The sequence below is a fragment of the Planococcus beijingensis genome, assembly GCF_016820615.1.
GTDB lineage: Bacteria > Bacillota > Bacilli > Bacillales_A > Planococcaceae > Planococcus > Planococcus notacanthi.
This window is the reverse complement of the sequence record NZ_JADHDZ010000002.1, coordinates 462517-484437: the sequence shown is the minus strand read 5'-3', so window position 1 is coordinate 484437 and position 21921 is coordinate 462517. Positions and strand designations below refer to the sequence as shown.

Below are 21921 nucleotides of genomic sequence, written 5' to 3'. Positions count from 1 at the left end.
GTAAGTGTGTCATCAATGATCGAGCTGATCGCGGATTGGGTTGCTACTACACCTTCTAAACCTTTTGTTGCTGTCATTAAAATCGCTCCTTTAATCTGATTCAAGTTCCCAGTCCTGCCGCAAAACCGATTTATTGTAATAGTCAGTAAAGCGTTTACATTTTCAGAATTTTTGTAAGTCTTTAGCAGGTCAAGACCGTAACTCAGGGTACCTGTGACTATTCTGTGTTATTTATTTACTTTAACTTATTTGAATAAAAAAACTGTTTAAAATGTCTGTGATTGCAGAAATCATGCTTAAAGCAGAATATTCAATAGTTAAAGAAGAGAATATTCTAAAAAAGTAATATTAGTCAACATATCACGTGTATAAAAACAACAAAAATATAGTTTTCTAGATTATTTCAAATTTTTTAAAAAATATTATTAGACATTTATTCTTACAGCCGCAAGGATTCACGACATTTCAGCCGCAAATGGAAATAAATATTTTCAAAAATACCCTTGTATTATTTTGCAATAGCATATATTCTCTTTAGAATCGCTTCTAAAACGTTGAAGCAGATAAAAATGGTTTAAAGGAGGATTTTTAATGGGCAAAACAAAAAACAGATGGCTGATTGCTTTAGCAGCCATAGCGATTCAATTATCGATTGGAGCGGCTTATGCCTATAGCGTCTACACAACACCGATCAGCGCTGAAATGGGCTGGGCACCCAAAGAAATTACGTATGCTTTCACCATTATGATGGCACTTGGAGGAATCTCCGCTGCATTCTTCGGAGGATTTGTTGAGAAGAACGGTCCACGGAGATCAGCAATTTTAGCAGCTTTCCTATTCGGTATCGGACAAGCTGGAGCAGGCTTTGCTGTTCAAATTGATTCACTGGTTTTATTCCTTCTTACATACGGTTTGTTAAGTGGACTTGGATTAGGGGTAGGCTATATTGCACCTATTTCCACTCTTGTTAAATGGTTTCCGGACCGCAGAGGATTGGCTACAGGAATGGCTGTTATGGGCTTCGGCGCAGGAGCTTTGATTACAGCACCTGTTGCAGCCAACCTGATGGAGTCATTTGGCGTCAGCACTACCTTCTACATGTTAGGCATCAGCTATTTTATCTTGATCATCTTGGGTGCTTCATACATCGCACCACCGCCTGCAAACTGGATGCCAGCTGGTATGCAGCAAGCAATTGATTCGGGCAAAAAAGTAATGAAAAAGGATTTGGCGCAATTGACTGCTAAAGAAGCAGTCAAGACTCGCCGCTTCTGGATGGTCTGGTCGATGATGCTGATCAATGTCAGTGCGGGCATCATGATCATCTCGGTGGCATCACCGATGTCACAAGAATTAATCGGACTTTCTGCAGCAGGCGCTGCTACGTTAGTCGGCATCATGGGAATCTTTAATGGCGGCGGCCGACTCGGGTGGGCGGCAATTTCCGATTACATCGGACGGCCAACAGTCTTCACCATTTTCTTCGCTCTTCAAATAGTGGCATTCACGATGCTTCCAAACATCACACATGTATTGGTATTCCAAGCGTTGATTTTGGTAGTTGTCAGCTGTTACGGCGGAGGATTCTCCAACTTGCCAGCATTTGTCGGAGATCTTTTTGGAACCAAACAATTGGGTGCAATCCACGGTTATTTATTGACAACTTGGTCGATGGGCGGCATTATCGGGCCTGCTATCGTTTCGCAAGTCAGAGAACGTACGGGCAGCTACGAACCGGTTTTCTACATTTTCATCGTTTTGGTTTCCATTGCTTTCTTGATTTCGTTATTGATCCGTTGGGACATCAAACGAATTGAAGGACATCCAAAAGCGGAGAAAACACAAAAATCTGCTTCAAAAGGACTTAATCTTCAAGAGGGAAATAATTAAAAGAATTAGTTCTATTGTTGTTATTTCGTTAGAAGAAAAATGATATAAAAGTCACGATTTAAAAATGCTGTAGTTTTCGCCCATAAAGCATCAATAAGCAAAAGATCCGTTTTCGAAAACCTTTAAGGTCTTCTGAAAACGGATTTTTTGTCTATAGCATAGTTTGTAAATCACTGATATGAAGAGGATTTGCACCTGGCAACATAAAAATGACATATATATATAAAGGGTTCAGGTTCTTATTTAATTGTTTGTCCAGAAATTTCTTGTGCGTAGCCTAATGTCATTTATTCATTGCAAATATCAAATGCCTGCCACTATTTCTATTTTCTCGGTATGAGAAGCCATTTGGACTTGAAAATGTGCATGTTCTATCAATATCGATCTGTTCCGAAGGTATACCGGCAAGCTCGCATTGTCTTTTTACAACGGCTTGATTGTCGATATGGTATTTGCTTGAAGCATTATTATAAAACATGAATTCAGAAGCATAGCCAAGGGCATCGAATTTGAAATAGACGTCTTGATCCACTTCAAATTTCTGTTGGCTGATGGCGGCACCAATTTGAATAGTAAGGTCTGCCGGATCGGATTTCTCGACTTCGATCAGTTGCTGAAGCAACTTCAATGTGATCTCTTTGATGGTACCTTGCCAGCCGGAATGGATGACGCCGACCAAGCCGGTTTTCCGGTCGCGGATAATGACAGGTACACAATCAGCTGCAAAACTGCATAATACTAGGCCGGAATCATAGGTATATAGCGCATCGGTGTCCGCAAAGGCGTCTTTTGCATCAATTGCTCCGCGACCGCTGTCTGCTTTAGAGACGCGCCGAAAATTGGCGCTATGTGTTTGATTGGCGCATATGAAATGGGCGAGCGGAGTGTTCAGGTGGTGTGCCAGTTTTTCACGATTGGCCAAAACCATTTGTGGATTTTCACAGGCATGCAGCGCCATGTTATTGTTTTCAGGCTCGGCAGCGTCTTTTTGTGTCATGCCGGCTATAAAGCTTTCTTCATTTGCATAGAATTTCAGTTTCATTTTCATCACCTTTCTTACATATAGAGTAACAGAAAGTAAATGCAGAGGAAGACAGATGCAGCTCTTTAGTTTATTGCACAAAAAAGCCCTCCCTGAAAAATTACAGGGGAGGGCTGTTTGTGGTGTATGTCTTATACCAATGAAGCAGGTTTCGCTAAGGCTTCATCAACTGAAACAAAATCAAAGCCAAGGTCTTTAGCTACTGCTTCATAAGTGACGCTGCCGTTTGCTGTGTTGACGCCAAGCTTCAATGCCGGGTTTTCTGCGATCGCTTTCTGTACGCCTTTATTGGCCATTTGCAATGCATAACCAACTGTGACATTCGTCAAAGCGATTGTCGACGTGCGTGGAACTGCACCAGGCATATTAGCAACCGCGTAATGGACCACTTCGTGTTTTACATACGTCGGATCATCATGTGTGCTGATGCGGTCTGTCGTTTCGAAGATTCCGCCTTGATCGATCGCGATATCTACGACAACAGAGCCAGGGTTCATGGATTGAACCATTTCTTCTGTCACCAATTTCGGTGCTTTTGATCCCGGAATTAGGACTGCGCCGATGACCAAATCAGATTCTTTCACCGCTTCTGCGATATTGAATGGATTGGAAATCAATGTCGTCACATCAGTTCCAAAAATATCATCCAATTGGCGCAGGCGTTCCGGGCTCAAGTCAATGACCGTTACTTGTGCGCCAAGGCCGATTGCCATTTTCGCAGCATTCGTCCCTGCAACTCCACCGCCGATGATTGTCACTTTGCCGCGTTGCACACCTGGTACACCGGACAATAAGATTCCTTTGCCGCCGTATACTTTTTCAAGGAATTGAGCACCGACTTGGGCAGCCATCCGGCCAGCCACTTCACTCATAGGCGTCAATAATGGAAGAGTACGGTTAACCGAAACCGTTTCATAAGCGACCGCAGTTACTTTATTGTCTACCAATGCCTTTGTCAATTCAGGTTCAGCAGCAAGGTGAAGGTAAGTGAACAATAACAGGTCTTCACGGAAGTATTTGTATTCAGAAGCAACGGGTTCTTTTACTTTCATGACCATTTCAGCAGACCAGGCTTCCTGGGCTGAGCCAACCATTTTCGCTCCTGTCGCGATGTAATCTTCATCTGTAAAGCTGCTTCCCAATCCAGCACCCGTTTCGATGATGACTTGATGTCCAGCTCTTACAAAAGCGTCGACTCCAGCAGGAGTGATGGCCACTCGGTTCTCGTTGTTTTTGATTTCTTTCGGAATTCCAATAATCATTATTCTTCCCCCTATAAAACGAATGGTGTAGATATCCATAAGTATAGCGGTAACGCTGTTGTTGTTCATTGTATGAAATAAAGAAATAAGTCCGACTCTTTTGTGAAATCTCACAAAAGACTATTTTTCATCAAATTTCCGTGCTTTCAGATCAAGGTAAATGCCCAGTTTTTCATTGACATCGCTTAGACGGATACTGCCTATTTCCGAGATGCGTTTGATGCGGTAGTGAAGCGTATTGGTATGGACAAACAGTTTTTTGGCTGCATCGTTCATATTGCTGTCTTGTTGGATAAAAACTTCCAATGTCTTCAACAGGTTGGAATTATGAAGTCTGTCATAAGTCTCAAGTTTAGCGATGGCAGGATGCTCATATCGCTTAGCGTGTTGGTCTTTATGAAGCACATCCATATACCTGAAAACGCCAAGGCGCCGGAAATGGAAGACGTTTTCGAGCTCCTCAGGAAAGCGTTTCTTCATTTCCAAAACTTTCGATGCTTCCTGGTAACTCGTTTCTGCTTTATCAATATCGCTATAGCTTGTTCCGTAAGCGCCTTCAACATCCAAAATGGAAAAACGGTTGGCCATTTCAGAAATGAAGAAGGATATAAAATCATCAAAGGCTTCGTCTGCTGGCTGTGATGGATGCGGGGAAGCGATCAAAATCAATTCCTCATCCATGACCACTAAAAAGTGATTGATGATTTTCTGGCTGGTGGTGATCAAATAGGAAAGTTGTTCTTCCATTTTTCGGGTAATGTCCTGCTGGAATCGGAAAGTTAAAACTGTAAAACTGTCCGGCATCCGCAGATTCAGGTCATAGAATTTATCATGAATTTCTTTTAAGGATTTGTATTGGCCAGTAAGAAGCTGCCAAAAAAAGTCTTGGTAATTTTCTTCTTTTCGTTTTCGGTTCTGGTACAGCTTCGCCATCAAAGGAGTCGCAGCACTTGCTGCGTCTTTCAAGAGGTCCAATTGCTCATTCGTGAGTTTTCGAGGCCCTTCGACGACCCAAATATAGCCTAAAATTTCATTGTTTTTCCGAATGGCAATCGCTACCCGGTCACGCAGCCCAATGTCTTCGATATGGGGGATGCGCAGCGCAGCGTCCGACTGCATCAATTTTGGAATAATTCCTTCTTTCCATAACCGATTAATCACCTTTTCAGGTACGCGCTGCGAAATGATGGTGCCGATCCGAGCAGCATCGGTGTCGTCTTCATGGGAACTGTAAGCATGGAGGCGATGATTCGTATCTTCAATAGTGACTGGACACAGCAGGTTTTCGTGGATGCTGTCGACCAGCTCCTTCAAATCGAAAAAAGATTTCTTGAATGGGTTCTTTGGTGTCATTTCGTTCATGGAGGCGCTCCTTTGACGGTCTTTAATCTTCAAAGCCGTAGTCATTAATCTCTATTATCAGTATAACGAAAAGAGGCGCCTTCCTCTACAGCCGTCAGCTAGAATCAACAGGGATAATATCGGAAAGAGAGGCTTTACATCTTTTGGGGCAAGGTTTATGGTAAAGAAAAGTGATCGGTTCGTTAAAGGGGAATGAAGGGCATCAGGTGAAGAAGTACTTATAACGGGCGTTCCTAGTCGGATTACCAAGGCAGAAGTGTTTCAATCCAAAATAGACAGGACAGAAAGGGGATCATGAACATGCCATTAGAAATAGTCCAAAACGACATTACCAAAATGGAAACGGATGCTATTGTTAATGCGGCCAATTCAGCGCTTCAAATGGGAGGTGGTGTCTGTGGAGCGATTTTCCGGGCAGCAGGTGCGGAACAGTTACAACAGGCCTGTGATGAAATTGGGTATTGTCCGACAGGGAAAGCAGTTTTCACAGAAGGCTTCCGCTTGCAAGCAAAATACATTATTCATACTGCGGGACCGGTGTGGCAGGGCGGGGCGCATGAAGAAGAGAAATTATTGCGTTCTTGCTACCGGAATTCATTGGCGCTGGCAACATCTTTAGAGTGCAAGTCGATCGCATTTCCGCTTATTTCTTCAGGAATCTATGGTTACCCGAAAGAACAGGCGCTGGAAACAGCTGTTTCGGAGATTGAGCAATTTTTAGAAACACAAGAACTGCTGGTATATATGGTGCTGTTCAGCGGATAAAGTCACAGCTGATTTCTGGATGATGGCAGAAAGAAACAAGCTGTCTTTCCGGTGATCGGAAGGCAGCTTGTTCCAAGGCTAAGCTTTTAACTATTGTTAAAGTGTTGTGATCGACCGGTTGTTCAATTGGCTGGTATATTCCACTTCAGTGTCAGACTTTAACGGAGAAGAATTCAACAGGAATGGTCAATAGTACCTCATAGAACTTGGGCTTAACGCCGAAGCCCCAAATCACCCCGGAAAATCATTTCGATTTGAGCACACCGCTTTCCACAAGATTATTTAAAGCACCGATGTTTTTAAAACGGAAATAACCGCTTAAGCGGTTCAAGTCTTTTTGCGTCCAGTTTACATATTCTGCATTGAGCTCAAAGTCCGGCTCTAATTTGAGTACCAGGTTTTTTGCGTATTCCACTTGTTTTTGAGTCAACGGCTTTTCATCTGTTTTGGCTTTATTGGCGGAAAGTTGTTTGATCACTTCTGCAGGAGAATTAATGGTTTTGTGGATTTTTTCAGTGTAAATACCTCGTTTGATCCATCCCAGGTCTTCTCTAGTTAAATTGAACCACTCACCTTCCAGGCATTTAGCGGAAAAGTGTTGGTGAAAGGCACTTTCGGTCTGATGGTGATCAGCCGTCTTAATAAGGAAAATCAATTTGTTTTCAAAAGGCAATTTGACGTTGAAGACATTCATCCGTCTGTCGATGTGTTTGGTTTTGCCGATTTTGAAGGAGCCGGTCATATATTCCTGAACAAAATAGACATAGCCAGGCGCTTTACCAGGCAATGCCGGTAGCTGAATAATCCGGTCAAGTTCCTGCTGGTTAGAGTCAAAGAGGTAGATTTTCTCTGTATCTATTGTTGGCCTTGAAGCTTCAGTAACAGCGGCGGGTCTGGTTTTTGAAAAATTGCTGAAAAATTTCTTGAACATAATGGCACCTCCTCAAGCTGATTGAAAAAACAATGCTTTCCCTATAGTATAATATATATTAGATGGAATTAGAGGGTGTAAGTTCAAAAAATGTAAATTAATTTACTTACAAGGGGATGTCTGGAAAATGGGGGATGCTGATAAAAAATCGGCGGGAATTCTTTAATGATACTGACAGGCATTGAATCGACAAGGTTCCAATATCCCCTGAAATTATACATAGAACAAACTGGACAAAAGAGTTTTACTGGATTAGGCAAAAGTCTGAAAAGCTGAAGGACTTTTTCTTCAATCAGAGTGTTTAAAGAAAACCCGCGAGATTATTTTGCTGATCTGTTAAGTGAAGGAAGCGAAGAAGAAGGGTGCCAGACTTTATATTGTAAAACTACTTTTTAGGCAGTCACTGCTAGTCTGGATGCAAAAAATACAGGTGACTAGCTGTACATCGCTCAGTTTTTTCAATTGGTTTTTTGGAAGGAGAAACAAACGGATTTTTGAGGTACAGTGCTGAACAGCTTGCTATATCTGACTTTATGAGTTTTTTTAAAAAAACAGGTGGAGAGGGGAGGGGACTTTTTTTGAAGGAACAACCGAAAATCGATATTCCGGGTACAGGTTTCGGGAGCTTTTTAAATGCTGTTTCAGTGCTGGTATTTTTAACGATGTTGGTGTATTTATTTGTTCAATATGGTGCATTGCCTGACCAAGTGCCCGGCCATTATGATGGGGCGGGACAAGTCGACCGTTGGGGAGGAAAAGAAGAATTATTTCTCCTTCCATTAATCGGAGCGGCATTATGGATCGGCATGTCAGTACTTGAAAAATATCCGCATACCTATAATTATTTGAACCTGACAGAAGAGAATGCCGAAGCCCAATATAAAAATGGGCGATTGATGATCAATGTACTGAAGAATGAAATGGTCATCTTGTTCAGCTGGATCAACTTTCAAAATATTCGTGTGGCTCTGGGAGAAGCGGATGGTCTGGGTTCATTCTTCATGCCCGTTTTTCTGGCAGTCATTTTTGGGAGCATCCTGTTCTTTATGATTCGTATGCTGCGGAAGTAGATTATCTTCATCCACAGTCAGCTGTGCACAGTTGCGCACAGCCAAAAAGGGTTATCCACAAATTCTGAAAGTTGTTACTATTTTGATGATACAGTTGTACTGTTTATATAACGGTCCAAAAAATAGTGTAATACAGTTGTGTTAAAAAGATTGAAAATTATTATTATTCTGATAGTATTGAAATATGCCAAAACTAATTGATCCGATCGAGCGTAAGCAGTTGATTGCACAGGCCACGTGGAAAATCATGCTAGAGCAAGGAAGGGAAAGTGCATCTGTAAGAAAAATTGCAAAGGAGGCCGGTTTGTCGTTAGGTGCAATGCGGTACTACTTTTCTACGCAGGAGGAACTTATGCTTTATGCGGAAGCGCTGGTGTATGAACGCTTGACAGATGCTGCTGCCTCAATATTTCAGGAAGAACTGCCGCCTTTGGAAAAGATCATCAATGTGCTATTGACGTTCTTGCCAACGGATAGTGAACTGGAAACAGAAGCGAAAGTAAGGTTGATTTTTAAAGTTCATGCCCCCCATAAACAAGCAGCTTATATTGAACAGCAGGACGGAGCATTGCAGGCCATTAAAAACATTATGTCCAACTTGATCTTATTGAACATGCTGAAGAAGGACCTGAATGTTCCGTACGAAACTGACAGATTGATCTATTTACTGGATGGCATGGTATTGGATGCGATGGTCAGGCCGGACCAAACCAGCCGGGAACGCCAGCAGAAAATGGTTATCTATCATTTGAATTCCATCTGCAAAGAAGACATAAATTTATAAAATAGAACGGCAGCCATGACAATCCGCTTGTCATGGCTGCCGTTCTGTTATTAGTGATAGGAAAGTCTTTGATAATTAATTAAATTGATTATTCAGAAAAAACTAACATCTAATCATGGTAATATGCTACGATCTAAGTAAAGTTCTATTGTTTTCAGCATTCTTTTCTTCCTTTCCCAGAAAGAGGTGAGAACCGATGTAACGATAGTCGAGATCAGCAGTTTGGAAAAAACGAAATTTCTTTTAACTTCTCTATGTATGGCTTCGTTTTTTTGGAATGATTAATTTTAGAAGAGAGGGATTTATATGGCTGAAGGTAAGAATCGTGCACGGATCCAACGCTTCGGGAGTCATTTAAGTGGAATGATCATGCCGAACATTGGCGCGTTCATCGCTTGGGGGCTCATAACGGCATTATTTATTCCTGATGGTTGGTGGCCTAACGAAGATTTAGCGACCTTGGTTGATCCCATGATTAAATACTTGCTGCCTTTGCTGATCGGTTTTACTGGTGGACGGTTGGTGTATGACTTCCGCGGGGGCGTAGTCGGAGCGACAGCCACCATGGGTGTCATCGTCGGATCTGATATTCCGATGTTTCTAGGTGCCATGATCATGGGACCGTTAGCCGGATATCTCATGAAATTGGTTGACCGGTTGTTCTTGGATAAAATACGTGCAGGATTTGAGATGCTGTACAATAATTTCTCGGCCGGTATTTTAGCCGCAATTCTAGCGGGGATATCATTGAAAGGAGTCGGGCCAATTGTTAATTCATTGACAAACAGCCTCGCTGCCGGGGTGGAAGTCATTGTCAACAACGGCTTGTTGCCACTGGCGAGCATCATCATTGAACCAGCGAAAATACTATTCCTGAACAATGCCATCAATCACGGTTTATTGAGTCCATTGGGTGTAGAGCAGGCAGCAACGAACGGCAAATCCATTCTGTTTCTTTTGGAGACGAATCCTGGACCGGGTCTAGGCGTCCTGCTTGCCTTCATGATTTTCGGAAAAGGAATTTCCAAGAGTTCAGCACCAGGAGCAGCCATCATCCAATTTCTCGGTGGGATTCATGAAATCTACTTCCCGTATGTGTTGATGAAGCCTCTTTTGCTGCTGGCGGTCATCGGTGGGGGGATGAGCGGTGTGTTCACATTCGTTCTACTGGATGCAGGCTTGGTCGCTACTCCGTCACCCGGCAGCATCTTCGCGCTGCTAGCGCTGACGCCGCAAGGCAATTACGTGGCAGTGGTTCTCGGGGTAATAGTGGCAGCTGCTGTGTCGTTCACCATTGCTTCAGTCATATTGAAAACGACTAAAGACGTGGAAGAAGATCTATCGGCTGCTACAGGCAAAATGGAAGAGATGAAAGGCAAGAAAAGTGCAGCAGCCGGCTACTTGGCCCCTCAGGCTGCGCAAGGTCCGACAGCGGATGCCAACAGTGATGTCCTGCAGGAAGGTGCTGTGGTAACGTCGGATCCGGGCATGAAAAGAGCTGATCAGGTACGGCGAGTCGTTTTTGCTTGTGACGCTGGCATGGGGTCGAGCGCGATGGGTGCATCTTTATTGAAGAACAAATTCAAAAAAGAAAATATTGATATTCCAGTCACCAATACCGCCATCAGCCAATTGCCGGAAGATGCGGATATTGTCGTCACTCATAAAGATCTGACACCGCGCGCCAAAGAAAAATTGCCGCAGGCTGAGCATATTTCTGTCGAAAATTTCATGAATAGTCCAGAATACGACAAACTGGCACAGCGGTTGAAAAAATAACCAGTCATCTAAGTTAAAATTCTGACGGGAGTGATGGAAATGGCAAAAGCCGTATTGAAACGGGAAAACATCAAACTAAATGTCCCACTGTCTACTATGGAAGAAGGCATTCGTTACACAGGAGGAATTCTGGTGGACAATGGCTATGTGGATGCTGGTTATGTAGACAAAATGCTGGAGCGTGAAGGAATGGCTTCTACTTTTATGGGCAATAGCCTGGCGATACCGCATGGTACGGAAGACGCGAAAGCGAACGTGCTGGAAACGGGCATATCCGTAGTCACGGTTCCGGAAGGGATCGATTTTGGAAGTGGCAACATCGCGAAAATCCTGATCGGCATCGCCGGAAAAAACAACGAGCATTTGGAAATTTTATCGAACATTGCAATTGTCTGTTCAGAAGAAGAAAACATCGACAAGATTTTGAACGCCACTTCAGAAGACGAGATTATGGATCTGTTCAGTGAAGTGAGCTGAATTAGGCAGTTTCAGGTTTGGAAACGGCGATCCGCTCAGATGAAAAAAACGATTTTATGAAGTCGGAATAGGTAGGCACTAGCGGGAATCAGTGCCTATCTGTTGCTTAACTATAAGAAATTTATTGCTCAGGCAGCATTTTGGCGTTTATTTAAGAAGAAAATTTTGAACAAATTTCAATTTGGTAATAGTTTGTTCATATTTGTTCTGTATACTGAGACTATGAATAAGTCTTGGAGGTTGATGAAAATGAGCGGAACCTTATTTTATGCTAATCCCAAACCGAAAACAGCGCGTGAAATCGTTGAATTTCTAAAAATGCAGGGCATCAATGCAGAAGTGTGTAAAAAAGCAGATTGTCTATGAAGCGACTCCTAAAAACCCTCGCAGACCTTTGTGGTCTGCGAGGGTTTTTGGGATTTCATATAATTGGTAGTCAATAGCTGAGCGCTTTTTCATACATCCATCTTTTTAGGTTGCCTATTGAATTAAAAGAGATGGCTTCTCCTGTGTCTTTATGTTCTGCTTTTACGATGACATCAAATTCATTGGGAGTAAATGACCAACCGTCCTCCACTAACGCACGCGCCATCTTAACGATCATGCTTGAACCTTTTATCGAGTCCAAGTTCATTTTCACCATCTCCTTTTTTAAGTAGTTGAACGTAATTATAATCTATTTGTCAGAATTTTAAAACATTTATTACTCGACAATGACAATAATGTGGTTACTGTTTCAATTCTATTCCCAGCAGATTAAAAATCCAAACTTTACTGCTTGGCCGTTAATGAAAGAAAAAAGCTTTGTCACAAATCTGTGACAAAGCTTTTAAGCGACATAATAAAGAGGAGCAAGTCCAATTTAACTATTTTTTTGAAGTTCTGCAGAATGGTCTTTTGTGAGCTGTCCGACGATGGTGGCCACCACTTTATCGATGTAGGGATCTTTAGTGGCTTTTAAGGAGGCGGACGCAAAAGTACGATGTTTCATGATTTTGTAATAGCCGTACATACTGTCTTCCAATGGCATGTTTTCGTCTGACAAAAACGAAGAGTTCAGTATTTTACCTAACGCGGCATCGTCCTGTGCCACAATCAATGCCGGATTGAGTAAATTGAAATCCCCATCGATCATCCCATTTTCATAAAAAGCATGGAGGGCGGAAATCCGTTCATTTGATAATTCCAATTTTCTTTCATATAAAGAAGGGCAGGTTATCTTTAATTCATTCAAGTAAATTTCTGAAGCATAAACAGCAGAAAAAGCCGCTTGTTCAAATACACTTGGCAACCGCTGGCTATAGGGGTAGCGGGGATTGCTGATGAAATCGTTGCTTTTTTTCAAATACTCAATATAGATTTCGGTGACTTCCAGGATGATGTCTTCTTTTGATGCGAAAAAATTATACAGGGAAGCTCTGCTGATTCCCATTAAACGAGCCAGATCTTGAATCGTCAATGTAATGAATCCTTTTGTCCGAACAGTTTCCATTATTTTTTCAGCATAGGATCGGCGCATGACCCGCCTTTCCTCCGGTGAAATTTTACGCATAAAAACACCCCCATCTTTAGGGAAATTATAGCATATTCAAGCTTAAGGCAGATGGTTAATTTTTCGTCTGCTTGTTTAACAATATCCATGGTGTGGGTAAAGAGGATAAGACCCATTTATTGTAGACTGTTTTTTGGAAAAAAGTCTAAAGTAAAAGAACGGAGATGAACGGATATGACAACAGAAAAAACAGCAATTATTACAGGAGCAAGCAGTGGGATTGGGGAAGCAACAGCCAAAGAATTAGCGGCTCGCGGCTATTCCGTCTTGCTCGCTGCAAGACGTGAAGAGCGGTTGAAAGAATTGAAAGAAGAAATCGAAGCCGCTGGCGGAAAAGCAGATTATCAGGTAACGGATGTAACTTCTGCAGATGAAATGAAAGCCTTGGCTGATCGGGCAATTGAGAAATATGGAAAAATTGATATATTGGTCAATAATGCCGGTTTGATGCCCTTGTCGTTCATGAACAAGTTGAAAGTCGATGAATGGGATCGGATGGTCGATGTCAACATCAAAGGCGTCCTTTACGGAATCGCTGCAGTCCTGCCAATTATGGAAAAACAGAAGTTCGGCCATATTTTAAATGTTTCTTCAGTAGCCGGCCATACAATTTCCAAAGGCAGTGCAGTTTATAGTGGAACCAAATTTGCAGTGCGCGCCATATCGGAAGGGTTGCGTATGGAAATTGACCCGTCACATGAAATCCGTGTGACTATTGTATCTCCGGGTGCAGTAGCCACAGAATTGACGAATACGATCACCGACGATGATGTTTTGAATGCCTTTAAAGAAGGCGGCCAAATGGAATTGCTCAATGCGCAGGACATCGCCAACGCTATTGCTTACGCTGTAGAGCAGCCGGCGCATGTTGATGTGAACGAGATTCTGATTCGCCCGAGACAACAGCCTTAAAGAGAAACTTCAATCAAAGGGGTTCTCTATCCCCACTGGTTGTTAGTTGTTCCATAATGACCGTTAAAGCGGGATAAATCGAAACAAGAATGGAGACGATTCAAATGAAAACCGATTTCTCGAAGATCTATATAAATGGTGAATGGATAAAAGGCTCAAGCGACAGCCAAATGAAAAACACGAACCCTTTTACAGGAGAAGAGCTGGTAACTACTCAGGCAGCAGACAAAAACGATTTGGATGCTGCATACAAGGCGGCTGCTGAAGCACAGGTAGCATGGGCTAAAGAATTGCCGCAAACCAAACGCGAAGTCATTGAAAAGGCATTGGAAGTCATGCTGGAAAACAAAGAACTGATCATCGATTGGCTGGTCAAGGAAGCCGGCAGCACAGTCATCAAAGCGACTGTCGAGTTCGGGGCATCCATTAACATTTTAAAGGAATCTGCAACATTTCCTTTCCGTATGGAAGGCAAGATTCTCCCTTCACAGCATGCTGGCAAGGAAAACAGGGTCTACCGAAATCCCCTGGGCGTTATCGGCATCATCAGCCCTTGGAATTTCCCATTGCACTTGGCGATTCGTTCGATCGCACCTGCAATCGCAATCGGCAACGCGGTGGTCATCAAACCGGCTACTGATACACCTGTAACCGGTGGGCTATTGTTTGCCAGCATTTTCGAAGCGGCTGGATTGCCTAAAGGTTTGTTGAACGTGGTAGTCGGCCGGGGATCTGAAATCGGTGATGATATCGTTAAGCATCCGACCCCTCGCTTGATTTCCTTTACCGGATCGACGCCTGTCGGCAAACGTATCGGGGAACTTGCTGGCGGCGCGTTGAAAAAAACAGCACTTGAGCTTGGCGGAAATAATAACTTTATCGTATTGGAAGATGCCGATGTGGACCAAGCGGTCGATTCAGCTTTATTCGGCAAATTCTATCATCAGGGACAGATTTGCATGGCCATTAACCGTATTTTCGTTCATCAGGACATTTACGAACAATTTGCTGAAGAGTTTATTGCCCGTGCCGGTAAATTAAAATTCGGCAACCCAGCAGAGCAGGATACACAAGTTGGTCCATTGATCAACCGCGACCAAGTCGACCGCATTCTCAAAGACATTGACGCAAGTGTCGAACAAGGAGCAGAAGTGCGTCTCGGCGGCAACGCTAAAGACAATGTACTCGAACCGACTGTGTTGACTGGCGTAACTAACGACATGCCACTGGCTGAAAACGAAATCTTCGGTCCTGTTGCAATTTTAATTCCGTTCAGCAGTGATGAAGAAGTGATTGACATGGCAAATGCTTATCCGTTTGGATTGAGTGGTGCTGTGCATTCAGCGAATATCGAACACGGAACAAATATTGCACATCAGATTCACACGGGCATGATTCATGTCAATGATCAGCCGGTCAATGATGAAGCGCATATGCCGTTCGGAGGAGAAAAAGATTCAGGGCTCGGCCGCTTTAACGGCGAGTGGGTTTTGGAAGAATTCTCGACGCTCAAATGGCTATCAGTTCAACACAAGCGCCGCCAATATGGTCCTTTTGTCGACAATACAAAAAAATAATAGATGTTTATACATGCAGCCACCTGATTGTGGCTGTATTTTTTTATTAAGTCAAACAGCAGTTATGGATAAATAATCAATAAGCCAATACAAGGGAATAACAAAGAAAGAGTCGAATCCTATATACAATAGTGAATTTGGAAAGAGGAGTTGATGAACGGTGGCCGGATTGTTTCCACATTTGTACGATACAGCGATGCAGCCGCTGGAGAAGATGCGCTTTGAAAAGATCCGTAGCGGTTTAGTACGGAAAGCGGAAGGCCGGGTATTGGAAATCGGATTTGGGACAGGAGCGAACTTCCGTTATTATCGGAACGTTGAACGGGTTGATGCCATCGAGCCGAATCCCGCTATGAGCAGACAGGCCATCAAGCGGATCAAAAAAGCCCAAATCCCGATTGCTACATACCAGACAACCGCTGAAAATCTTCCCTTCGCGGATAATAGTTTCGATACGGTAATGGCCACTTTGGTGTTTTGCACCATTCCCAATCCTGAACAGGCGCTGCGAGAAATTCAGAGGGTCAGCAAGCCAGGGGCGAAAATTCTAATGTTTGAGCACGTTATAATGGATCAGAAAATATTTGGGAAAACTCAGGTAGCCTTGACTCCATTATGGAAAAAGCTCTGTGACGGCTGCCATTTGGACCGTGATACGCTTTGGTTGGTGGCCAATTCGGGTTTGAAAGTCGACAAAGTGACTTCTTACTATAAAGGGCTGTTTTTAACGATTGAAAGCCGCTGTATTCAATAATGATGCTTTCTGCAGCAAGTTATCGCTACTAACAGAAAGAAGGCGATGGACGTGACGGATTATATTCATATTAAAGGGGCTTCTGAGAATAATTTGAAGAATGTCTCCTTAGCGATTCCTAAACAGCAGTTTGTGGTGATTACCGGGCCTTCGGGTTCAGGGAAATCGACATTGGTATTGGACATCATACAACGGGAAAGCCAACGGCAATACATGGAACTGAATGGCATGACCACCAATTTCATCAATAAACCCAAAATGGAATCAATCAGCGGCCTGTCTCCATCCATCGGCATCGGACAGCAGCAATCCACCAACCGAAATCCGCGGTCAACGGTCGGCACGGTGACAGATATGTATACGTACCTGCGGATCATCTATGAAAAATTGGGCGTTCGTGAATGCCCGAATTGCCATGAAAAAATTAGAAAACCCAAAGACTTGGACGAGGAAAGCGAGACGATGTTCTGCTCAGCGTGCGGCTATGAAATGGCAAACCTGAAAAAAGCCCATTTTTCTTTTAATACAATTGAAGGGGCTTGTGAAGCCTGTTCGGGACTTGGGAAAAAGTTAGGGATTCGAACGGAACAGGTGATTGATGACGAGAAAAGCCTGAACGAAGGTGCCGTAGTCATTTGGAATTCTGCAATCACCGATTATTACGGGAATTCAGCAATGGCAGCAGCTAAACATTATGGATTCACGCTCGACAAAGACTTGCCGGTAAAGGAATGGACGACCGTTCAGAAGGATCTGCTGTATTACGGAGTAGAGGATGAAAGGTTCACCAAGAGTTATCCGAAAGTGCAGCCTCCTAAAACGGTCGCCAAAGGAAAGTTTGAAGGCGTCTTGACCGGGATGTGGCGAAGGTATCGGGAGAAAGGCGGTAACTCGGGAGAGGCGGACTTTTTCATTCAGCAGCTTTGTCCGGAATGCCAAGGCACCAAACTGAAAAAGCAGAGCCGTGAAGTCACGGTAGGTGGAAAAACGATTTCTGACGTTTCTCACACTTCATTGGAATTGATACTTGAATGGGTCGAAGGAATATCACGAGATTTTGATGAGAATGATGAATCTGTTGCCGCTTCACTTGTCTTTGAACTGGCCGAAAAAATCAAGCGCATCATTCACGTGGGAATCGGCTATCTGTCGATGGAAAGGCAGTCGGCCACCTTATCGGGCGGAGAAGCACAGCGGCTAAGGCTGGCCACTATTTTGGGCTCCAGTTTAACGGGTGTTTTGTATATATTGGATGAGCCGACTGCAGGCTTGCATCCGAAGGATACACAAGGGCTGGTTGACGTCTTGAAGCAATTGCGGAAACTGGGCAACTCGGTCCTGGTTATTGAACATGACGTCGACGTCATGAAACAGGCTGACTGGATCATCGATTTGGGTCCTGGCGCCGGAATAAACGGCGGTGAAATTGTCGGTGAAGGTACGTTGCCGGACTTGATGGAACAGGGAAAATCAGTGACGGGTGCTTATCTGAAGGAAGAAGAGGCGCACATAACTATGCGCAGAAAAGGAAGCGGCCAGCAGATCACCATCCACAACGCTTACAAGAATAATTTAAAGAACATCACGGTTTCGATTCCGTTGGGCTGTTTTATTGCCGTGACGGGTGTGTCGGGTTCCGGAAAATCATCTTTGCTTTTTGACATATTGGCAGCCAGTGGAGAAGAAGGCCATGTAAATGACGGTTATGACAAAATCACAGGAACAGATAGGCTTAGCCGGATGGTGACAGTCGACCAGTCCAGTTTGACGCGGATGCAGCGTTCCAATGTGGCGACCTATACAGAAATCTATACACTGTTCCGGAACCTGTTCGCGAAACTGCCACAGGCAAAGGAAAGCGGATTGACTGCCAAGCATTTTTCGTTCAATACAGAAGGTGGACGCTGCGAACATTGCCAGGGAATGGGCTTTGTGTTCACACCAATGTATTTCCTGCCGGATTTGGAAATAGTTTGCCCCGTTTGTTCAGGCAAGCGTTTCAAGGAGGAAGTGTTGGCTGTGACATACAAAGGGCAATCCATTTCAGACATTCTCAATGTCAGCATCGAGGAAAGTATTGATTTTTTCATAGGCCAAAACAAAATCGTTTCTACTATAGAACTCCTTTGCGAAGTGGGTCTGGGCTATTTGAAGTGGGGGCAGACTTTAACAACTTTATCTGGAGGAGAAGGCCAGCGCCTGAAGCTCGCGAAAGAACTGAACAGACATGCAAAAGGGGAAACGCTTTATATTTTGGATGAACCTTCAACTGGCCTTCATCCGAATGACGTCAAAAAACTGCTGGTGCTGCTCAATAAGCTGGTGGATGAAGGGCATAATGTCATTATCGTCGAGCATAATACGCAAATCATCCGACAAGCCGACTGGGTCATCGATCTCGGACCGGAAGGCGGGGCTAGGGGTGGCAGCATTATTGCACAAGGCACTCCTGAAGAAATCAAAGCGTGTGAAAATTCTTATACGGGAAAGTACTTGTAATAAGCAACCGGGTAAATGCAACCGGCCAAAAATCTGAATTTTCTTATAAATTTTGAAAGCTTTTATTTGACAATAAAATTTCAATTTCTATAATTATTATTAGAAAGAGTGATAAATCACTCAACAGTAATTTGAAGGTGAAGGAGGGATAGGCGGTGTAACAGGAAGGCTCTGGTTGTATAGTGTCGGATACAGCGGATTTTCAGGGGAAGTTAAGTGAAATTCATTTAAATTTTTCTGAAAGGAGAGTTTAAAAATGAAACTTTTGCCAAGAAAACGGGAAGATTTTTTCCCGAGCCTTTTTGACAGCAACTTTGAAATGGATGTCTTTGACCGTTTTTTCAAAGAAGCCAATTACCCTCAAGTAGACATCAAAGACGCAGATGACCATTACGAAGTGGAAGTGGACCTGCCGGGGTTCAAGAAAGAAGACATCTCGGTTGAATACAAAGAAGGCTACCTTCAGCTTCAAGGCAAGAAAGAAGAAAACAAAGAAGTGACCGAAAACGACGGCCATTATATCCGGAAAGAACGTTCTTATGGCTCTTTCAAGCGGAGTTTCTACGTCGGTGAAGTGGAACAGGACGATATTTCCGGATCTTTCAAAGACGGCGTTTTGATGTTGCAAGTTCCAAAATCCAGAGAAGACAAGAGAAAAGAAGAAGGGCATCAAATTCTGATAGAGTAAGTACAGGCCATACAGCAGAAAAGGCCATACAGCCAAATTCGGCTGTATGGCCTTTTTTTATTGAGAGCTGATCAGCTTCCGGTATTCCCGTTCTACATAAGTCTCCAGTCCTTCTGCAGTTTTTCCGGTGATGCGTTTGAAATCATCCGTCACTTCTCCCATCAGCCCTTTTGCGGCTGCCTGATACAAAGAAACGAGTACAGGACCGAAACCTTTTGGTTCATCATAGAGTGCCGAAAACTCCTCGTTGGATAGCGGGTCATAGACAATCGGTGAACCGCTGATCCGACTGAACAAGTCGGCCAGCTCAGCCATGGACCAGGCTTCGGGTCCGGTTAACGTATGTTCCTGGTTCTGCAATTCTTCACGCAAGGCAATCTGGACAATCGCAGTTGAAAGGTCTTTTCTTGAAATGAACGATATCCGCTCATCCGCCACTGGATAAAGGATCTTTCCCCGTCTTGCCAATTCAGGCAGGTAAGGCGGCAAGGGATCGGAATACATGCCATTGCGTATATATGTGTAAGGCACAGTTCCGGAAGCGAGACGGCGTTGGACATAGCCAAAAAATGGACTCATCTTGAATGGGTTATTGCCTTGATCCGCCATAAATCCGATAAACAGAAATTGCTTCACGTTCATCTTTTCAGCTGCTATCATGGCATTTTCAAATTCCATAATTCGGGAAACACTTGGAAAAGTCAGACTCGGAATATAGATAAGGACATCTGTATCTTTGAAAGCTGAAGCAAGTTCTTGCTCGGAACGGTAATTGGCTTGTCTGATCTGGATACCTTGCTGTTGGAACTGTGCCGCTTTGTGGGGATTCCGAACCGTCAGTGTCAGCTTTTCAGGAGCAATATGCTTCAGTACTTCTTCGACTATTTTGGAGCCCAGGTTTCCAGTTGCAGCAGTGATGTTATACCTCATGCAAATTCCTCCAGTCACTAATCTTTAGTTACCTAATGTATTCCCGGATTTTCAAAAAAGTGAACTAAATTTGTCTTTAATGCGTTTTATAAGTAATAGCAGCTTAAGGACAAAAAAAGCGATATGGCGATATACAATTCAGTATCAACTGGCCGTATTGGAGCGTATTTAAATTTCGTAAGAAGAAATGATATTCCTGGAGCGCCAACTATAGTAAAGTAGACTTACGAAATATGTAAAAAGGGAGACCGGGGATGGAAAAAAGTACCGATACATATTTATATATGCGAATCAGCGAACAGGACAAAGCGGCATTGGAGCAATTATACGACCGCTATGAAAAAATCTTGTTTTCTTTTCTCTACAAGATGCTGGAAGATCGCGAACTGGCAGAAGAAGCCTTGCAGGAAGTGTTTATCAAGATTTGGCGGGGCAAAGGGATTTACGATGAAAGCAAAGGCAAGTTTACATCATGGCTCTTCAGAATGGCGCAGAATACGGCCATCGATTTAATCAGGAAACGCAAAAAGCCTTCTGTTCCGATTGAAGAGGCGATGCAAATGGCCAGCCACGATCTGCCTGTTGACGAGCAGGTGGAATGGAAGGAAAAGAAAGGCCAAATTGAAACAGCCGTCCAGCGTCTATCGAGTGAACAGCAAAAAATGATTGATTTGTTTTATTTCAAAGGCCATACACACGAAACAATCGCGGACATGTGTGACATTCCGTTAGGGACCGTCAAGAGCCGAATACGACTGGCATTAAAGAAATTAAAAACATCACTGCACGGAATGCAGGGAAGGGGGGCATATGATGACTAATATGGATTGTGATCAACTAATTGACTATCTGAATGGAACCTTATCAAAAAATGATACGGACCAATTTGAACAACATTTAACATCCTGTACAGAATGCCAGGAAATCGTTGAAGCGACAGGCCAGCTCCCTTATCTTGCAGATCCAATGGAACCGCCGGCAGGCATGAAATCACGTATCCTGTCCAATGTATTCGAAGGGACACCAGAAAAAAACGATTCCCCTGTAGCATTAAAACCAGAAATGGCTGCCATACCGATTCAAAAGCCTAAACAAAAGTTTCACATCGGGAAGCCACTGATTGCAGCGGTCCTGCTTGCTTCATTATTGGGTAATGCTTATGCATTCATGCAATTATCAGATCAGAATCAAGAACCGGAAACGGCGATACAGTCAATTGAATTAGAGCCGAGTGCTGCATTTTCCGGAACCGCAACGGCGGCAATGATAGAAGAACAAGGAGCATTGAACCTTGTGGTGAAAGCCGACCAATTGGCCGAATTGGATGCCAGCCAGGTTTACCAGGTATGGCTGATCAAAGACGACAAACCGATACCAGCCGGCGCATTCTCTCCTAATCCGAACGGTGAAGGGGCCAGCTATTATCAACTAGAAGAATCCTCAGCAGAATGGGATACCATCGCCATTACGCTCGAGCCCGAGGCAGGGAATGAATTGCCGAAAGGTGAAGTTGTACTGAGTTCAGAGATTTAAACTGGCCGCATTAGCGGCCAGTTTTTTTATTTAAATTCTTTTTTTAAAAAATGTGATCTAAATGAAAACACTCTCCGTTATGTCTATGAAACTATAAAAAAAGAGGAGAGATGA

The 21921-nt window shown here is 43.5% G+C and carries 20 protein-coding genes; 13 read left to right on the top strand and 7 right to left on the bottom strand.

Features of this window, described 5'->3' with window-relative positions; translation table 11 throughout:
- Positions 1-591 precede the first annotated feature (591 nt).
- Positions 592-1890: an L-lactate MFS transporter gene (locus IRE19_RS08590; protein ID WP_203340032.1), complete on the top strand. Its 1299-nt coding sequence runs from the start codon at positions 592-594 to the stop codon at positions 1888-1890.
- A 283-nt stretch (positions 1891-2173) separates the two neighbouring features.
- Here the strand turns inward: IRE19_RS08590 and pgeF are convergent, their stop codons facing one another.
- The 3 genes from pgeF to IRE19_RS08575 all read right to left on the bottom strand — a co-directional run bounded on the left by pgeF (position 2174) and on the right by IRE19_RS08575 (position 5556).
- The gene (gene pgeF, locus IRE19_RS08585; protein WP_203340031.1) at positions 2174-2932 is read right to left on the bottom strand and encodes a peptidoglycan editing factor PgeF; all 759 of its coding nucleotides are present in this window, start codon (positions 2930-2932) and stop codon (positions 2174-2176) included.
- Between the two features lie 131 nt (positions 2933-3063).
- Positions 3064-4194 (bottom strand): alanine dehydrogenase, encoded by a 1131-nt coding sequence (gene ald / locus IRE19_RS08580; protein WP_203340030.1) that lies wholly within the window; start codon positions 4192-4194, stop codon positions 3064-3066.
- Positions 4195-4314: 120 nt separating this feature from the next.
- Positions 4315-5556, bottom strand: a complete 1242-nt coding sequence (locus IRE19_RS08575; RefSeq protein WP_203340029.1) for a PucR family transcriptional regulator — start codon at positions 5554-5556, stop codon at positions 4315-4317.
- A 300-nt stretch (positions 5557-5856) separates the two neighbouring features.
- On the opposite strand from IRE19_RS08575, the gene IRE19_RS08570 reads away from it, so the two are divergent.
- Positions 5857-6321, top strand: coding sequence for a macro domain-containing protein (locus IRE19_RS08570; protein ID WP_203340028.1), 465 nt, complete (start codon positions 5857-5859; stop codon positions 6319-6321).
- A 244-nt stretch (positions 6322-6565) separates the two neighbouring features.
- Here the strand turns inward: IRE19_RS08570 and IRE19_RS08565 are convergent, their stop codons facing one another.
- Positions 6566-7252 (bottom strand): GIY-YIG nuclease family protein, encoded by a 687-nt coding sequence (locus tag IRE19_RS08565; protein WP_203340027.1) that lies wholly within the window; start codon positions 7250-7252, stop codon positions 6566-6568.
- A 578-nt stretch (positions 7253-7830) separates the two neighbouring features.
- On the opposite strand from IRE19_RS08565, the gene IRE19_RS08560 reads away from it, so the two are divergent.
- From IRE19_RS08560 to IRE19_RS08545, 4 genes are all read left to right on the top strand, one after another.
- Positions 7831-8322, top strand: coding sequence for a DUF1648 domain-containing protein (locus tag IRE19_RS08560; protein ID WP_203340026.1), 492 nt, complete (start codon positions 7831-7833; stop codon positions 8320-8322).
- 184 nt (positions 8323-8506) lie between these two features.
- The gene (locus IRE19_RS08555) at positions 8507-9106 is read left to right on the top strand and encodes a TetR/AcrR family transcriptional regulator (protein ID WP_203340025.1); all 600 of its coding nucleotides are present in this window, start codon (positions 8507-8509) and stop codon (positions 9104-9106) included.
- 306 nt (positions 9107-9412) lie between these two features.
- Positions 9413-10885, top strand: a complete 1473-nt coding sequence (locus tag IRE19_RS08550) for a PTS mannitol transporter subunit IIBC (RefSeq protein WP_203340024.1) — start codon at positions 9413-9415, stop codon at positions 10883-10885.
- A gap of 39 nt (positions 10886-10924) precedes the next feature.
- The gene (locus tag IRE19_RS08545; RefSeq protein ID WP_191715621.1) at positions 10925-11362 is read left to right on the top strand and encodes a PTS mannitol transporter subunit IIA; all 438 of its coding nucleotides are present in this window, start codon (positions 10925-10927) and stop codon (positions 11360-11362) included.
- A 436-nt stretch (positions 11363-11798) separates the two neighbouring features.
- Here the strand turns inward: IRE19_RS08545 and IRE19_RS08540 are convergent, their stop codons facing one another.
- The gene (locus IRE19_RS08540; protein WP_191716078.1) at positions 11799-11996 is read right to left on the bottom strand and encodes a hypothetical protein; all 198 of its coding nucleotides are present in this window, start codon (positions 11994-11996) and stop codon (positions 11799-11801) included.
- Positions 11997-12224: 228 nt separating this feature from the next.
- Positions 12225-12914, bottom strand: a complete 690-nt coding sequence (locus tag IRE19_RS08535) for a TetR/AcrR family transcriptional regulator (protein ID WP_203340023.1) — start codon at positions 12912-12914, stop codon at positions 12225-12227.
- Between the two features lie 174 nt (positions 12915-13088).
- Between IRE19_RS08535 and IRE19_RS08530 the strand changes: the two genes are divergently transcribed.
- The 5 genes from IRE19_RS08530 to IRE19_RS08510 all read left to right on the top strand — a co-directional run bounded on the left by IRE19_RS08530 (position 13089) and on the right by IRE19_RS08510 (position 19344).
- Positions 13089-13826 (top strand): SDR family oxidoreductase, encoded by a 738-nt coding sequence (locus tag IRE19_RS08530; protein ID WP_203340022.1) that lies wholly within the window; start codon positions 13089-13091, stop codon positions 13824-13826.
- A 104-nt stretch (positions 13827-13930) separates the two neighbouring features.
- Positions 13931-15403 (top strand): aldehyde dehydrogenase family protein, encoded by a 1473-nt coding sequence (locus IRE19_RS08525; RefSeq protein WP_203340021.1) that lies wholly within the window; start codon positions 13931-13933, stop codon positions 15401-15403.
- Between the two features lie 160 nt (positions 15404-15563).
- The gene (locus IRE19_RS08520) at positions 15564-16157 is read left to right on the top strand and encodes a class I SAM-dependent methyltransferase (RefSeq protein WP_203340020.1); all 594 of its coding nucleotides are present in this window, start codon (positions 15564-15566) and stop codon (positions 16155-16157) included.
- A gap of 51 nt (positions 16158-16208) precedes the next feature.
- Entirely contained in the window at positions 16209-18656 is a 2448-nt protein-coding gene (gene uvrA, locus IRE19_RS08515) for an excinuclease ABC subunit UvrA (protein ID WP_203340019.1), read from the top strand.
- 256 nt (positions 18657-18912) lie between these two features.
- On the top strand, positions 18913-19344 hold the full coding sequence (locus tag IRE19_RS08510; protein ID WP_203340018.1) for an Hsp20/alpha crystallin family protein: 432 nt from the start codon (positions 18913-18915) through the stop codon (positions 19342-19344).
- 57 nt (positions 19345-19401) lie between these two features.
- Here the strand turns inward: IRE19_RS08510 and IRE19_RS08505 are convergent, their stop codons facing one another.
- Entirely contained in the window at positions 19402-20274 is an 873-nt protein-coding gene (locus IRE19_RS08505) for an SDR family oxidoreductase (protein ID WP_203340017.1), read from the bottom strand.
- A 254-nt stretch (positions 20275-20528) separates the two neighbouring features.
- Between IRE19_RS08505 and IRE19_RS08500 the strand changes: the two genes are divergently transcribed.
- On the top strand, positions 20529-21095 hold the full coding sequence (locus IRE19_RS08500; RefSeq protein ID WP_191715629.1) for an RNA polymerase sigma factor: 567 nt from the start codon (positions 20529-20531) through the stop codon (positions 21093-21095).
- Positions 21085-21807 carry an anti-sigma factor gene (locus IRE19_RS08495; protein WP_238943131.1) on the top strand — a complete coding sequence of 241 codons (723 nt, stop codon included), beginning with the start codon at positions 21085-21087 and terminating at the stop codon, positions 21805-21807. Before IRE19_RS08500 ends, IRE19_RS08495 begins: the two co-directional genes overlap by 11 nt.
- Positions 21808-21921 lie beyond the last annotated feature (114 nt).